Origin of the sequence: Pseudomonas sp. C2B4 (assembly GCF_013359695.1) — a bacterium.
Lineage (GTDB): Bacteria > Pseudomonadota > Gammaproteobacteria > Pseudomonadales > Pseudomonadaceae > Aquipseudomonas.
In genome coordinates this window covers 20,580-34,470 of sequence record NZ_JABFMU010000037.1, presented here as the reverse complement: position 1 = coordinate 34,470, position 13,891 = coordinate 20,580, and the positions used below count along the sequence as shown (strand labels likewise).

Sequence of the window (13,891 nt, the reverse complement as noted above, 5' to 3'; positions counted from 1 at the left end):
GGAAGCACAAAGGCACGTCGTCCCTATAAAACGAATGCAGACCGGAAAAATTAGCGAATGAGAATAATTGTCAGGAGGGAGGTGAAGCGCGGTGTGGGAGACGCCATCAACCACTGTGGGAGCGAGCCTGCTCGCGAAGGCGGTGTATCAGCCAACATCGATGTTGAATGAAGGACCGCATTCGCGAGCAGGCTCGCTCCCACAGGGATTGAGGAAAGTTTGAGATTGGTTAACCAGCCGCAACCATGGCATGCCGCCGATGATGCACTTCAAGCTGATCCTTGATCACCTTCAGCACCTTGGCCTCATGCTCATGAATGAAGAAGTGCCCGCCAGCGAGCATGTCCACGGAAAAACTGCCGCGGGTTTCCTGGCTCCAGCCGATCAATTGCTCGGTGGTAGCCCGGTCGGCCTTGCCGCCAAGCACATGCACAGGACACTTGAGCAAGGGTCGCTGCAGGGGCTCGAAACGCCCGCACAATTGGAAGTCGGCGCGCAGGATCGGCAGTGTCAGGCTCATCAGCTCTTCGTTGGCCAGCACTTCCTCGCTGGTGCCGTTGAGGGTGCGCAGTTGCTCGATCAGTTCGGCATCGGTCTTGGGTTCGGCGAATCCGCGGTCGTAGTCCTCGCGCATTGTCGGCGCGGCGGTGCCTGAGGCGAACAGTGCGACGGGCTCAGGACAGCCGAGCGAGCGAAACGCATGGGCCATTTCACAGGCCAGCAATGCGCCGAGGCTGTGGCCGAACAAGGCATAGGGGGCCTTGAGCGTGGTTTTCTGTTCCTGCGCCAGTTGCTGTGCCAGGCGTCGCATGTCGGTGTGCAATGGCTCGCCGAATCGCGCGCCCCGCCCCGGCAGCTCCACCGGCTGCACTTTCAGCCACTGCGGCAGCTTATTGCGCCAGCGGCTGTAAACCATGGCGCTCGCGCCCGAATAGGGCAGGCACAGCAATGTCAGCTGGGTCACCGGGCTTACCTCGAAAGTTGTCTGTAGAGGAGAACGGATGATCGCCGCAGAAAATTAGTCGTATGACAGTCCTGTAGGAGCGAGCTTGCTCGCGATGGTCGCCAACGATAATGCTGGGTGCCTGACACCCCGCGGCGGTCTCTAACGCATCGCGAGCAAGCTCGCTCCTACAGGAAAATCATCACTTCAAATGGCGATAGCTTTGCACTGCTGAACCCAGCACCACCACCCCCGCCGCAATCGCCACCCAAAACCCGCTGCGCGCCCCGAACGCATCCACCAGCCAGCCGGAACTGGCGGCGCCTATCGCCACGCCGATGCTCAATCCGGTGACCAGCCAGGTCAGGCCTTCGGTGAGCTTGGCCGGCGGCACGATCTGCTCCACCAGTGCCATCGCAACAATCAAGGTCGGGGCGAAGAACAGCCCGGCGACGAACACCGCCAGCGATAACCCGAGAATGTTTATCGCCAGCAGCAGCGGCAAGGTCGTCACCGCTGTCGCCACCCCGCCGTAGAGAAACAATCGTGGCAACGGCACCTTCGAGCGCAGCGCGCCGAAGGCCAGTCCAGCCAGACAGGAACCGATGGCGTACACCGACAACACGATGCTCGCGGCGGCCGGTTGGCCCTGATGTTGGGCGAAGGCCACGCTGACCACATCGATCACCCCGACGATGGTGCCCATGGCAACCATCAACAGCAGCAACAACTGGATGTCCACGGAACGAATGATCGAGCCGAAATGATGGGCTTCGTGGGGATGTACCGGCGGTTCGGTACCGCGTTGCAGGACAAACGCCGTGACGCCGATGCCCAGCATCAGCAACGCCGCCAACGGCCCCGCCTCGGGAAACGCCACCACGCACAGGCCCACCGACAACGGCGGCCCGACAATAAAGCAGACCTCGTCCAGCACCGACTCCAGGGCATAGGCGGTCTGCAGTTGCGGCTGTCCACGATACAACTCGGTCCAGCGCGCCCGCACCATCGCCGACATGCTCGGCATGCAACCCGCCAGCGCGGCGAACACGAACAGGGTCCATTGCGGCGCCTGCAAGCGGGTGCAGAGCAACACCAGCAACAACGCCCCGCCGCCGATCAGCGCCGACACCGGCAGGATCCGCCGCTGACCAAAACGGTCCACCAGTCGCGACACCTGCGGCGCACAAAACGCCGTGGCCAGCGCAAAAGTCGCCGCCACCGCCCCGGCCAGGCCATAGCCGCCCTGCAATTGCGAAAGCATGGTGATCAGGCCGATGCCGGTCATGGAAATCGGCATGCGCGCGATCATCCCGGCCAGCACGAAAGCTCTGGCGCCAGGGGCTTTGAACAGTTCGCGATAGGGGTTTGCCATGGGGTTCGGCCTCGATAAGGGCGTGCAACTTGCCATAAACGCAGATCGGGGTGAAAGGATGGAATTGTTGGTTGAATGTGAAGGCCTCTTCGCGAGCAGGCTCGCTCCCACAATGAGCGGCGTACACCATTCAACCGCGGGAGTGAGCTGAAGGCTTGCGCAGGCCAATGTCCTACATTCCTTAAACAATCCTCACCTTTCACACCCGGAAATACCCTGTTGCCAGCCGTTACATCCCCACCTAACATCCCGCCTCAACGGGCACAGCGGAGCTGTCCAACCCAACCCGAATTCAAGGAAAAAGAATGACCCAACGCATCCACCGCAGCATCGACCTCCCCCTTCGCACCGGCCTGAATCGCGACGAACTGTGGGACGCCCACGACAAGGGCCTGATCAAATGCTGGGAAATCGGCCGCCAGCGCGCCGCCCGCTTTCCCGATCTCGCCCAACAATGCCTCGCCGGCGAACTGCCGGTGCTCGGCTGGAAAGGTGGCGTCAGCCGCAGCCTGAAAAAACTCGAGAAGTACGGTTCCCTCAAGTACCTCGCCCAATGGCAGGGTTTGCGCGGGGAGGACCTGGACGTGGATTTGAGCGAAGAGCGGGCGCTGACCTGCACCCGCACGCGGATGGTGGTGACGTTTACCCCGGATCGGGCGAAGTATTTCAATCAGGTGGCGGAAGTTGAGTAGCGACACCCGGATGTCCGTCGAGAGCCACACTCAAGGCATTACTGGATCCGCGGCAACGCTGACGGAAAACCGCTCGCGATAAGCCTGCGGCGTCACCCCCATGGCCCGCAGAAAACTGCGACGCAGGGTTTCTTCGCTGCCGAACCCGCATTGCACGGCGACTCGTTTGATCGGCACGCCGGTATCGCTGAGCAGGCGCCGTGCCGTTTCGACGCGGATCAACTCAATGGCCCGGGCCGGGGTCTGGCCGGTGTCGGCGCGGTAGTGGCGCACGAAGCTGCGCTCGCTCATGCCGGCTTGCAGGGCCAGGGTGGGGATGCCGAGATCCTTGGTGAGATTTTCGCTGATCCAGGCATGAAGATCGTCAAACCGGTTGCCTTCTTTCTGCAAAGCCAAAGTTACGCTGAATTGCGACTGGCCACCGGGCCGCTTGAGGAACACCACCAGTTGCCGGGCGACTTCCAGGGCCATGTTGCGGCCGAGGTCCTCCTCGACCATCGCCAGTGCCAGGTCGATGCCGGCGGTCACCCCGGCCGAGGTCCAGACCGGGCCATCGTTGATGAAAATCGGATTGGGTTCGACCTGTAGTTGCGGGTGCTGCTGCGCCAACTGCTCGCAGCGGGTCCAGTGGGTGACGACGCGCCGACCATCAAGCCAACCGCTGGCCGCCAGCAGGAACGCCCCGGTGCACACCGATGCCACTCGCCGGCACTGCGCGGCATGTTCGCGCACCCACGTCACCAGTGGCTGATCCTCCGCCGCCGCATAAACACCCCAGCCGCCGGCGATGATCAAGGTATCGCTGCCCTGCTCGGGCAAGGGTTCGGCCAGCACCGCCAGCCCCGACGACGACATCACCGCCCCGCCGCCGCTGGCGATCACCGAAGGCGCATAAGGTGCCGGGGCACCTTGCTGGCGGGCGATGTCGTTGGCCGACGCGAATACCTGCAACGGTCCGGTGACGTCGAGCAATTGCACATTGGCGAACGCAAGCACGTGGATGGTTTTCGGCATTTGGCGTAATTCGTGGGGTGATTGGCGTATGCGCCAAATCCTAGGCGCCTACAGTGAAGGCGTCTACCCACTTCAGGAGAAAAACACCATGACCTTACAGATCGGTTTTCTGTTGTTTCCACAAGTGCAACAACTCGACCTGACCGGCCCCTATGACGTGCTGGCTTCGTTGCCGGATGTGAAGGTGCACCTGATCTGGAAAGACCTGATGCCCGTCACCGCCAGCACCGGCCTGCTGCTCATACCGACCACCACCTTCGACGACTGCCCTGCGCTCGACGTGATCTGCGTGCCCGGTGGCAGCGGGGTCGGGCCGCTCATGGAAGATGATCAGGCGCTGGATTTCATCCGGGCACAGGCCGCCAATGCGCGTTACGTCACCTCGGTGTGTACCGGAGCGTTGGTACTCGGTGCAGCGGGATTGCTCAAGGGCAAACGTGCCACCACTCACTGGGCCTATCACGAGTTGCTGGCGCCATTGGGAGCCATTGCGGTGAAGGATCGGGTGGTGCGCGACGGTAATCTGCTGACCGGTGGCGGGATCACCGCGGGTATCGATTTTGCCCTGACCCTGGCCGCCGAGCTGTTCGATCGCGACACGGCCGAGCTGGTGCAATTGCAGCTGGAATACGCGCCGGCACCGCCGTTCCAGGCCGGCAGTCCGGAAACCGCGCCGGCCCGGGTTCTGCAGGAGGCCCGTCAGCGCGCCGCCGGGTCATTGAAGCAGCGTACGCACATCACCGAGCGTGCGGCGGCAAAGCTCGAACGCTGATTTCTGTAGGAGCGAGCCTGCTCGCGATGGTCGTCAACGATAACGCGCGTCTACTGGTTAAACGCTGCGCTCTTGAGTCCATCGCGAGCAAGGCTCGCTCCTACAGTATTTTTTGTCGCGCCGCGTTTTTCATACGCCCATAAAAAAACCCGCCGAAGCGGGTTCTTCCAAGACCATTACGACTCCCTGTCGTCAGCATTCCCTGCAAATGGCCGATCATCCATGATCCTGAGCACTCCCTGTGCGTCAGTGGATGGGGCCAGAATACGCATGGGATCCAATTTGTAACAGAAGATATAACTACCATCGCGTGTAAGACATTCGCCATGGCTGCCTTCCGAAAACCCTTAGATGAACGTTCACTCCCCCCGCTCGCGAGCCTTGGCGCTTTCGGCCAGAAAGTGTTCCAGCCTGCCCAACTGCTCTTCCCAGCCACGGCTGTCCATGTAATACGCCTCTTTCTGGCGTATGTCGGGAATGTGCGCAAAACCTGACTCGGACACCTTCAACAGCGTGCCGTCGTCGTAGTCTTCCAGCTCGAACCTGACCAGCGTGGTGGGTTCCTGGGAATAGTCGATCTTCGGGTTCACGGCGTACGGGTGCCAGCGAAACGAAAACAACTGCTGCGGCTCGACCCGCTCGACCAGCACATTCCACAACACATGTTCATAACCGGGATACGTGACCTGCCCCTGGGTCCACTCGCCGGCGATGAACCGCCTGCCTTCGAGCGCAACGCCGAACCATTGGCCGAACGCTTCTGCATCAACCAAGGCACGCCAGACATGGGAGCGCGGCGACTTGAGCATTATTTTGCGTTCAAAACTATTGGGTACTGGTTTCATAAGTCACCTCCTGTACTGAACAACAGTAGGCCTGTAAGACCACATGTCCAGTCCGAAAGTTGTATGAATCGGGTGTCAGTTGTCGCAAGCGCGCTCTTTGCAGGGCCTTTCGCTTCGCTACACTGACCCCAACTTCCCTTGTCACAGCGAGCTTTCCCCATGCACCCACGCGTTCTCCTGGCGCTGACGCCGTTGATTTTCTCCCCTCTGGTCCACGCCGTGGACTGCGACAATGCCACCGACCAGGCGACGATGAACCAGTGTGCGTCGCAGCAGCATGCGGCGGCAGACAAGGAGTTGAACGCGCTTTACCAGCAAATCACTTCAAGATTGAAGGGCAATCCCGACAGCAAGAAGCTGCTGGTGGGTGCGCAGCGTTCGTGGATTGCGTTTCGTGATGCCGAGTGCAAGTTTTCGGCGTCGGGGGTGGAAGGCGGGAGTGTTTATCCGCTGATCTACGGCAATTGCGTGACCGAACTGACCAAGGCGCGGGTGGAGACGTTCAAGACCTACTTGAAGTGCCAGGAGGGGGATTTGGGGTGTCCGGTGCCGGGGGTTTGATTTTGCGTTGCCTTTGAGGCCCTCTTCGCGGGCAAGCCCGCTCCCACACTTTGATCGCATACCTAATGAAAAAACTCGGTCAACTGTGGGAGCGGGCTTGCCCGCTAAGGGGTCGGTATCCCCGATACATCTTCAGTGGTTGGAATTCCGTCTTCGCGAGCAGGCTCGCTCCCACAGTTGACCGAGTTCTTTCAGTGAGAATGCGATCAACATGTGGGAGCGAGCCTGCTCGCGAAGGCGTCAGCACTTACCGCACAAAAATCTGCGCCGTGGTAATCGCCATATCCCCGCCCGGCAACTTGATGCTGCCCACCTGCTTCAGGCTGTCGGCATCAAAGATCGCCACATCGTTGAAGGTCCCGGCCAGGTAGATCTTGCTGCCGTCCTTGTTGAAGGAAATGCAGTAGTAGGAATGATCAAGCGTCGCCGCCTGCAGCATCTTTTTCTCCTTGATGTCGTACTTGGCCAGTCGGTTGAGCACGCCGAACATCAGGTTCGGGTCTTTCGGCGAGCGCATGCCGCTGAAGTAGATTTCCGTCAGCGGACCGAAGTCAGTGGTTTCGGTCTTGCCGGTCTTCAGGTCGACGCTGAACAGGCCGTACAGGTAGTCGGCAGTGGCCGGGTCCTGTTTCTTGTCCTTGAACTTCGCGGTGGTGTAGAGCAGCGAGAAGTCATGGCGATAGGTCTGCTGGTTCCACACGTAGAGCACGTCGGGAGCCGCGTAGTTGGCGCGTTTCCAGTGACGGCTGGGGATCAGCACGTCGAACTTGCCGGTCTGCACGTTGACCTTGTAGATATCCGCACCGGCCACATACAGGGTGCCGTCGTCACCGCTCTGCATGATGGTCAGCTGCCGGGGCGCCGGGAAACTGCGCACCGGTTTGGCCTCCATGCCGGCGTCGGTCTTGTACACATCGAGCCGGGGTTGCTGCACTTCGTAGCGATCGTTGAGCATCAACGTCGGGTTGGCGATGGTGAACAGCTCCTTGCCGTCGTGGCTCAGGGTGAAGGCGAACATGGACTTGGCTTTCTCACCCGGTTTCTGGGTGATGCTGGCGTGGAACACCTGCTTGCAGCTGTCCAGTTCGACACCGTAGACATCGGCATAGTGGTTGTTCAACACGTAGGCGGTCTTGCGATCCGGCGACAGCTGTACGGTGCCGGGACCGAAGGCGTCCGGCATCTTGCAGGTCTTGAACAGCGTGTCGGTGGCCAGGTCGATCACGTGCAGGTTGTTCGGGTAGTTGGTGGTCAACATGTATTCGTGACCGTCTTGCAGCGCGGTGTTCTCATCGGCCAGAACGTTGAGCGAAAGAGTGCTCAGGACGGCGAACGCGGCCAGGCCGCAGGCTTTGATGCTGTGCATGCTGGAATCCTTCTTCTTGTCTGATCACTTGTCTTTCGGGAAGACAGTGCCAAGGTTTCGCCAGTTGTCGTTGGACGCCTGGGCATCCTTGTTCCAGTCCGGGTAGGTGCTCATCATGTCCGGCACCTGGGCCGGCCACCAGCACGGATCGGAGCAGCCATACAGGTCGGCTTCCATCGGCTGGCACAACGACGACACACCGCCAAACGCATCGATTTCCCAACCCGGGTCGGTGGTCGAGGCACAGCCCGCCACCGAGCTCATGGCCACCACTTCTTCGATGCGGTTCTCGTCCGCGGCCTGATCCAGCTTCAACGCTTTGTTATTGATTGCCTTGAGATGTTTCATATCAGTGAGCCTTGCGCGGAGTGATGTAGCTGCTGATGAACGCAGGGTTATTGGCCATGATCCGGGTGTAGACCTCGATGCCGAAGTCGACCCAGTCACGCATCAGTTCGCAGTAGTGATAGGTCGGGTGCGTCGGATCGCCGTAGCGGGCGTAGCTCTCGTGATAGCAGCCGCCAGAGCACAGGTTGCGGATCTGGCAGTCTTCGCAGCCGGTGTTGGTGCGGTCCAGGCGTTGGGACAGGAAGTCGTTCAGCTCCACCTGCTTCACGCCGCTGTGGACGTTGCCGAAGGTCGGCAGGCTCGAACCGGTGAAACGGTGGCACAGGTTCAGTTCGCCCTTGTGATCCACCGCCAGCATCTTCAGGCCCGCACCGCACGGCAGGGCCTTTTTGTGGCCTTCGTGGATGTCGGTGATCAACTGGTGCAGGTTGGAGAAGCCGATGTTGCGGTGCTCCAGTGCGGCTTCCAGATAACGCCGACCGAGGGCCTTCATATTGGCAAACACCTGCACCAGTTCATCGCTGGTGAGGTTGAAGCTGCTGATGTCGCCGGAGGTCACTGGGGCGAAGCCGACCTCGGCAAAACCCAGTTCGTTAAACAGGTGATCCCAGATGGTTTCGACGTCGGTGACGCCGGTGGTCAAGGTCACCCGCGCCCCCACCGGACGGCTGTTGTAGCGCGACAACAGCATCTCGGCCTTGCGCCGCACCACGTCGTAGGTGCCCTGCCCGCCCACGGTGATGCGGTTGCGGTCGTGCACGGTTTTCGGCCCGTCGATGCTCACCGACAACCCGAAACGGTGGGCGTTGAGGTAGTCCACGGTTTCTTCGGTGAGCAGCGTGGCGTTGGTGGTCATCACGAATTCAACAAACTTGCCCGCTTCGGCAAAGCGTTTTTCACAGTAATCGACCATGTACTCGATCAACTTGCGATTGCTCAACGGCTCGCCGCCGAAGAACACCACGGTGAAACGCTCTTCGTCCGGGGACTCCTTGAGCAGCATCTCTACCGATGCGATGGCGGTTTCGACGTCCATCTTCTTGCCGGCCGACGGCTTGTCGAGATCTTCCTTGTAGCAATAGGTGCAGCTCAGGTTGCAGCCGGTGTTGACGTTGAGCACCACGGTGTTGATCGCGGTGCGCTCGACCCGCTTGGTGGCGATGTCCGGGGTCAGTGGCGAGCCGTCGCTGACCAGTTCCAGGGCCATCAGTTCGCGCAGGGTCTCGGTGACTTCTTCACCGTTGAAGCGCGCAGCCAGGCGCTGGATCAGGTCGTCCGAGGAACAACCGGGGCCACGCAAGGTGTCGATGATGGTGCCCGTCAGTTCATCGCTGGCGAACAGCGAACTGCTGGGGATGTGAAACAGCATGCGGTCGGCGTCGACCTGCACTTCGTGCAGGTTGCGTTCGACCAGATTCAAGATAGCGCCCATGGCAAACCTCCTGTGCAGGCCCCGTTGTGCGGGGCTTGCGGTCATTCCGAAAAGTGTCTGGATCCGTTAAACGATCAGCTCAACTCATGGAATGGGTGGATTGTTCCAGCGTTGCACGGTCACGATCATGTGGCCTTCGCCGGTCAGGGATTTCCCTGCGTCGTCGACGGCGGCGATCACCTTGAGGTTGCCGGCATTGTTGGTGGACATCTTGCGCGCAGGGTTCGGCCCGGCATCGCCCGGTGTAAACACGCCTGCGTCGGCCTGCATGGTGCCCGCGTACTTGACGTCTTCGTCTTCCTTGGCGCGGTCGTCGAAGGCCTCGACCTTCCACTGCGCCGGGAACACGCCGATGCGATACGGCTTGCCATCGGCACCTTTACCCCAGGCTTCGGCATCGAAACGGCCCTGGACCTTCGGCGTCGAACCGCCGCCCTCGCCAATCCGCGCCACCGAGAACTCCGGCACCACCTTGACCTGGGCGATCTTGCTGTAGACCGACAGGCTCGGGCCTTTCAGCGCACCGACGGTGACTGCGCGCAGGCCCGGCTGGGCATTGGCGGCGGCCTTGAGTTTGACCTTGATCCGTTCCGGGCTCTGCTCCACGACTTCGAGCACTTCCACGCCTTTGCCAAAGTTCGGCTTGCCGCTCAGGCCGCTGCCGATCAGGGTCACTTCGGTTTCGCTGCCGGCTTTCAGATAGCCCGGTTGCACCGCCAACAGACGCTGGGAGCCCTGTTTGGCGGCGACGAAGTCCAGACCGCGCTCGTCATGCTCGGCTTCGAACATCCGGCCTTGCAGGGCATTACCTTGCGCGGCGAACACCTGGCGCATGGTCACGCCATCGATGGTCACGTTGCCGCGCCATTCGTAGCCGGTGTAGAGAATCGCGCTGCCGTCGCCGTTGAACGGCGTGCCGTCGGCGTATTGGCCCTTGACGCTGACCTTGAAGGTGTCGCTGCCGTCAGCGCTCACGCTCATCACGCCCGCCAGTTCACCCTTGCCGGGCATGTGACCGCTGAAGCTCCAGTCACCCACCAGCGCGTCGCTTTTCGGCGCGGTGCTCAGCCATTTTTTCCAGGCTGGGTTGTCCAGCGGATAACGCTTGGCCAGCAGCGGCACCATCTCTTTGCGTGCCAGATCAAACCAGTCACGGTCACGGGACAGGGCCTGGTATTCCAGCGACGGCCATTGGCCGAGGTGGAAGTTCACCAGACGTTCCCACTCCTGGGCCGGACGCCGCTGCAGGGCCACTCGCGCACCGGAGTGGCAGCGGCCGCACATCTGACTGTGCTGGTCATCGAATTGCTCGACGGTGTTGAGCCGGCGTTCAATGGCATAACGCACGCCGTCGGTCTCGCTCGGTGCCAGGCCCTGGGTGTCGGCCAGGTACTTGACCAGTGTCCGGCGGTCTTCATCACTGATCTGCAAACCGTGCATGGTCTGCATGCGCGCAATGCTCATCAGCCAGCCTTCCGGCGTTTTGCGCTGGTGGCTGATGCGGCTCAGGGCGTTATCGGCTTCGGGGGTGTGACAGCCCTGACAGGTTTCCTTGAGGATGGTCTGGGCGTCGCGGGCTGCCAGGCTGTCAGGCGAATGCAGCGCCACACAAGCGGCCACGGCCAGCAGACTGACACTCAGGCCTGATCGGAGTTTTCTCTTCATCAACGTCGAACCTCGCACGGTGCTTTCTTATTTTTGTGGCTTATCGTTTTTTGGGTTTCTACCGCCAGCGGCGAACCACTGACGAAGGCAAGAGAAACGTCTGCGATGAGCAATACACGGAGCGTGCCAGCTTGCCGATAAGCTTTTTAATCAATCACTTGCGTTGATTTGACTGCACAAAGCCATGCCTGGACGCGGTCGCCGGCGTCTAATATCGCGACAGCTGTTGCAGTCTGAGACAGCATAGATGCCCTGCCGGAACAGCTCATCGGCCAGCCATTGACGGTCCGCACCGGGGGGCGCGAAATGGGGGTTCACCGATTGCCAAGCAGGGGAAAAAAATGGCAAGCATCACTGTCCTGGCGGGGGACTTTCTGCAGGGTGACGGAGATTACCGGGATGGCGTGTTTACCCTCAGAACGTCGCTCCACCCGTGGCCCGGCATTACCCTCCCGCTGTCGAAAATCAAACACCTGGAAGTGGCCAACGAGGAATCGATCAACAACATCAAGGAAGCCATCGGCTTCGGCGTCGCGGGCGCCATGTTGCTCGGACCGATCGGCGCATTCGCCGGATTCATGTTGGCGGGCACGGAAACCGAAGTGACCTTCCTGGCAACGCTCAAGGACGACCGAAAACTGCTGGCTGCCGCCGATAGCAGCACGTTCGAGGAAATTTCCCGAAAAATGGCGTCATGACGTGACTGACCCAGGCCGCACCACCCCGGTGGTGCGGCTGACGCGGGCTCAGTGGTAGATCGTGGGCGGAACGCCTTTGTGCGACTCGATCTGTTGCCGCATTTCCGCCACCAGCGTGGCGATCCCGTGGACGGTGTCCAGCTTCCACAGCGGAACGTGGGTGGCGATCAGGTCCACCTGGCCGGTCATGCAATCGCACACCCGAATCGTCAGGGACTGGTCCGGCGCCAGGCTGCAGGTGCAGACCGATGGCAGGAAACTGCGCTCAATGATGCTTTGAATTTCCAGGGGTGAAAGGTTCATCGCTACCTCCCTTACGCCAGTTGTGTTGTCGGGAAAAAGGTCCGTCATTTCACCCACCGAACGGGAAAATTCTAGTCCTCGCCAAGGGGCGTCTCAAGATGACGGGCGGGCTGTTCGTCGTCTCACCCGCTGTCGCGATATGAGACAAAACCTTCTTGCTGCCAACGCCCCACGGCCTATGGAAAACCCCCGCCCGACAAGGGCCGACCGGCCTTCCCGAACACTTGGCACAGCCATTGCGAAAGCCCCGTTCACACGAACAACAAGAGGCCTCGCCATGTCGCTCCCTAACCTGCTTCCCGCCACCTCGGCGTTTATCCAGCGCGCCCCGCGCATGCTCATCGGCGGTGACTGGGTCGAGGCCGCCGACGGCCAGACCATGAACCTGCACAACCCGGCCACCGGCGAAGTGCTGTGCGTGGTGCCACGGGCCACACCGGAGGATGTCGACCGTGCCGTGCTGGCCGCCCGTCAGGCGTTCGACGACTCGGCCTGGACCCGTACCCGCCCCCGTGAGCGGCAGAACCTGCTGTGGAAACTCGCCGACCTGATGCAGCGCGACGCCGAACTGTTGGCGCAACTGGAATGCCTGAACAACGGCAAAAGCGCCGCCGTCGCTCAGGTGATGGACGTGCAGCTGTCCATCGACTTCCTGCGCTATATGGCGGGCTGGGCGACCAAGATCGAAGGCTCCACGGTCGATGTGTCGGCGCCGCTGATGCCCAATGATCAGTTCCACAGTTTCATCCGTCGCGAAGCCGTGGGCGTGGTCGGCGCCATCGTGGCCTGGAACTTTCCGCTGCTGCTGGCCTGCTGGAAACTCGGCCCGGCGCTGGCCACCGGCTGCACCGTGGTACTCAAGCCCGCCGATGAAACCCCGCTCACCGCACTCAAACTCGCCGAGTTGGTGCTGGAAGCAGGCTACCCCGAAGGGGTGTTCAACGTGGTCACCGGCACCGGCATCACCGCGGGTTCGGCCCTGACCCACAACCCGCTGGTGGACAAGCTGACCTTCACCGGCTCCACGGCCGTGGGCAAGCAGATCGGCAAGATCGCCATGGACTCCATGACCCGGGTCACCCTGGAACTGGGCGGCAAATCGCCGACCATCGTCATGGCCGACGCCGATCTGCAAAGCGCAGCCGCCGGGGCCGCCAGTGCGATTTTCTTCAACCAGGGCCAGGTCTGCTGCGCCGGCTCGCGCCTGTATGTGCAGCGCAAGCATTTCGACAATGTGGTGGCGGACATTGCGGGTATCGCCAATGCCATGAAACTCGGCAACGGCCTGGACCCGAGCGTCGAGATGGGGCCACTGATCTCCGCCCGCCAGCAGGAGCGGGTCTACGGCTACATCGAGAAGGGCCGGGAAAGCGGCGCGACCATCGCCTGCGGTGGCGAGCAGTTCGGGCCGGGCTTTTTCGTCAAGCCGACGGTGATTGTCGACGTCGATCAGAAGCACTCACTGGTGCAGGAAGAAATCTTCGGCCCGGTGCTGGTGGCCATTCCATTCGATGACGAAGCCGAGGCACTGCGCCTGGCCAACGACAGCCCCTACGGCCTGGGCGCGAGTATCTGGTCCAATGACCTGGCGGCGGTGCACCGGATGATTCCGCGGATCAAGTCGGGATCGGTGTGGGTCAACTGCCACAGCGCCCTGGACCCGGCGCTGCCGTTTGGCGGCTACAAGATGTCGGGCGTTGGGCGGGAGATGGGGTATGCGGCGATTGAGCATTACACCGAGTTGAAGTCGGTGTTGATCAAGCTGTAATTTTCGGCGCCTGTCAGGCCGCCTTCGCGAGCAGGCTCGCTCCCACAGGGGAACGCATTCCAATGTGGGAGCGAGCCTGCTCGCGAAGAGGTCAGAACTGCCAACACAA

Annotated in this window: 14 protein-coding genes; 5 read left to right on the top strand and 9 right to left on the bottom strand. The window is 61.3% G+C overall.

Going from position 1 to position 13,891, the window contains the following annotated elements:
* Positions 1–229 precede the first annotated feature (229 nt).
* Positions 230–964 carry an alpha/beta fold hydrolase gene (locus tag HNQ83_RS21150; RefSeq protein WP_175390731.1) on the bottom strand — a complete coding sequence of 245 codons (735 nt, stop codon included), beginning with the start codon at positions 962–964 and terminating at the stop codon, positions 230–232.
* Positions 965–1,145: 181 nt separating this feature from the next.
* Positions 1,146–2,318 carry an MFS transporter gene (locus HNQ83_RS21145; protein WP_175390730.1) on the bottom strand — a complete coding sequence of 391 codons (1,173 nt, stop codon included), beginning with the start codon at positions 2,316–2,318 and terminating at the stop codon, positions 1,146–1,148.
* A gap of 305 nt (positions 2,319–2,623) precedes the next feature.
* On the opposite strand from HNQ83_RS21145, the gene HNQ83_RS21140 reads away from it, so the two are divergent.
* A complete protein-coding gene (locus HNQ83_RS21140) occupies positions 2,624–3,010 on the top strand; it encodes a hypothetical protein (RefSeq protein WP_175390729.1) in 387 nt (128 codons plus the stop codon).
* Between the two features lie 30 nt (positions 3,011–3,040).
* On the opposite strand, the gene HNQ83_RS21135 is transcribed toward HNQ83_RS21140, so the two are convergent.
* Entirely contained in the window at positions 3,041–4,024 is a 984-nt protein-coding gene (locus HNQ83_RS21135; protein ID WP_175390728.1) for a GlxA family transcriptional regulator, read from the bottom strand.
* 88 nt (positions 4,025–4,112) lie between these two features.
* On the opposite strand from HNQ83_RS21135, the gene inhA reads away from it, so the two are divergent.
* Positions 4,113–4,796, top strand: coding sequence for an isonitrile hydratase (gene inhA, locus HNQ83_RS21130; RefSeq protein WP_175390737.1), 684 nt, complete (start codon positions 4,113–4,115; stop codon positions 4,794–4,796).
* Positions 4,797–5,155: 359 nt separating this feature from the next.
* Here the strand turns inward: inhA and HNQ83_RS21125 are convergent, their stop codons facing one another.
* Positions 5,156–5,641, bottom strand: a complete 486-nt coding sequence (locus HNQ83_RS21125; protein WP_175390727.1) for an SRPBCC family protein — start codon at positions 5,639–5,641, stop codon at positions 5,156–5,158.
* A gap of 159 nt (positions 5,642–5,800) precedes the next feature.
* Here HNQ83_RS21125 and HNQ83_RS21120 point away from each other — a divergent pair, with 159 nt between their 5' ends.
* Complete coding sequence (locus tag HNQ83_RS21120) at positions 5,801–6,202, top strand: lysozyme inhibitor LprI family protein (RefSeq protein ID WP_175390726.1); 402 nt, start codon at positions 5,801–5,803, stop codon at positions 6,200–6,202.
* A gap of 247 nt (positions 6,203–6,449) precedes the next feature.
* On the opposite strand, the gene peaD is transcribed toward HNQ83_RS21120, so the two are convergent.
* The 4 genes from peaD to peaA form a co-directional block, all read right to left on the bottom strand.
* Positions 6,450–7,568, bottom strand: coding sequence for a quinohemoprotein amine dehydrogenase subunit beta (gene peaD / locus HNQ83_RS21115; protein WP_175390725.1), 1,119 nt, complete (start codon positions 7,566–7,568; stop codon positions 6,450–6,452).
* Between the two features lie 24 nt (positions 7,569–7,592).
* A complete protein-coding gene (gene qhpC, locus HNQ83_RS21110; RefSeq protein ID WP_008016081.1) occupies positions 7,593–7,916 on the bottom strand; it encodes a quinohemoprotein amine dehydrogenase subunit gamma in 324 nt (107 codons plus the stop codon).
* 1 nt (position 7,917) lies between these two features.
* The gene (gene peaB / locus HNQ83_RS21105) at positions 7,918–9,348 is read right to left on the bottom strand and encodes a quinohemoprotein amine dehydrogenase maturation protein (protein WP_175390724.1); all 1,431 of its coding nucleotides are present in this window, start codon (positions 9,346–9,348) and stop codon (positions 7,918–7,920) included.
* A gap of 84 nt (positions 9,349–9,432) precedes the next feature.
* Positions 9,433–11,013 (bottom strand): quinohemoprotein amine dehydrogenase subunit alpha, encoded by a 1,581-nt coding sequence (gene peaA, locus HNQ83_RS21100; RefSeq protein ID WP_175390723.1) that lies wholly within the window; start codon positions 11,011–11,013, stop codon positions 9,433–9,435.
* A gap of 341 nt (positions 11,014–11,354) precedes the next feature.
* Between peaA and HNQ83_RS21095 the strand changes: the two genes are divergently transcribed.
* A complete protein-coding gene (locus HNQ83_RS21095) occupies positions 11,355–11,711 on the top strand; it encodes a hypothetical protein (RefSeq protein ID WP_175390722.1) in 357 nt (118 codons plus the stop codon).
* Between the two features lie 48 nt (positions 11,712–11,759).
* Here HNQ83_RS21095 and HNQ83_RS21090 read toward each other — a convergent pair whose 3' ends face one another.
* Positions 11,760–12,014, bottom strand: coding sequence for a DUF1652 domain-containing protein (locus tag HNQ83_RS21090; RefSeq protein WP_175390721.1), 255 nt, complete (start codon positions 12,012–12,014; stop codon positions 11,760–11,762).
* A gap of 277 nt (positions 12,015–12,291) precedes the next feature.
* On the opposite strand from HNQ83_RS21090, the gene HNQ83_RS21085 reads away from it, so the two are divergent.
* Positions 12,292–13,782 carry an aldehyde dehydrogenase gene (locus HNQ83_RS21085; RefSeq protein WP_175390720.1) on the top strand — a complete coding sequence of 497 codons (1,491 nt, stop codon included), beginning with the start codon at positions 12,292–12,294 and terminating at the stop codon, positions 13,780–13,782.
* Positions 13,783–13,891 lie beyond the last annotated feature (109 nt).

Coding starts and splice junctions, on each gene's coding strand:
- qhpC (WP_008016081.1), bottom strand. CDS start 7,916: ATGAAACATCTCAAGGCAATCAATAACAAAGCGTTGAAGCTGGATCAG.
- HNQ83_RS21125 (WP_175390727.1), bottom strand. CDS start 5,641: ATGAAACCAGTACCCAATAGTTTTGAACGCAAAATAATGCTCAAGTCG.
- peaB (WP_175390724.1), bottom strand. CDS start 9,348: ATGGGCGCTATCTTGAATCTGGTCGAACGCAACCTGCACGAAGTGCAG.
- HNQ83_RS21120 (WP_175390726.1), top strand. CDS start 5,801: ATGCACCCACGCGTTCTCCTGGCGCTGACGCCGTTGATTTTCTCCCCT.
- HNQ83_RS21095 (WP_175390722.1), top strand. CDS start 11,355: ATGGCAAGCATCACTGTCCTGGCGGGGGACTTTCTGCAGGGTGACGGA.
- inhA (WP_175390737.1), top strand. CDS start 4,113: ATGACCTTACAGATCGGTTTTCTGTTGTTTCCACAAGTGCAACAACTC.
- HNQ83_RS21135 (WP_175390728.1), bottom strand. CDS start 4,024: ATGCCGAAAACCATCCACGTGCTTGCGTTCGCCAATGTGCAATTGCTC.
- peaD (WP_175390725.1), bottom strand. CDS start 7,568: ATGCACAGCATCAAAGCCTGCGGCCTGGCCGCGTTCGCCGTCCTGAGC.
- HNQ83_RS21140 (WP_175390729.1), top strand. CDS start 2,624: ATGACCCAACGCATCCACCGCAGCATCGACCTCCCCCTTCGCACCGGC.
- HNQ83_RS21145 (WP_175390730.1), bottom strand. CDS start 2,318: ATGGCAAACCCCTATCGCGAACTGTTCAAAGCCCCTGGCGCCAGAGCT.
- HNQ83_RS21090 (WP_175390721.1), bottom strand. CDS start 12,014: ATGAACCTTTCACCCCTGGAAATTCAAAGCATCATTGAGCGCAGTTTC.
- HNQ83_RS21085 (WP_175390720.1), top strand. CDS start 12,292: ATGTCGCTCCCTAACCTGCTTCCCGCCACCTCGGCGTTTATCCAGCGC.
- peaA (WP_175390723.1), bottom strand. CDS start 11,013: ATGAAGAGAAAACTCCGATCAGGCCTGAGTGTCAGTCTGCTGGCCGTG.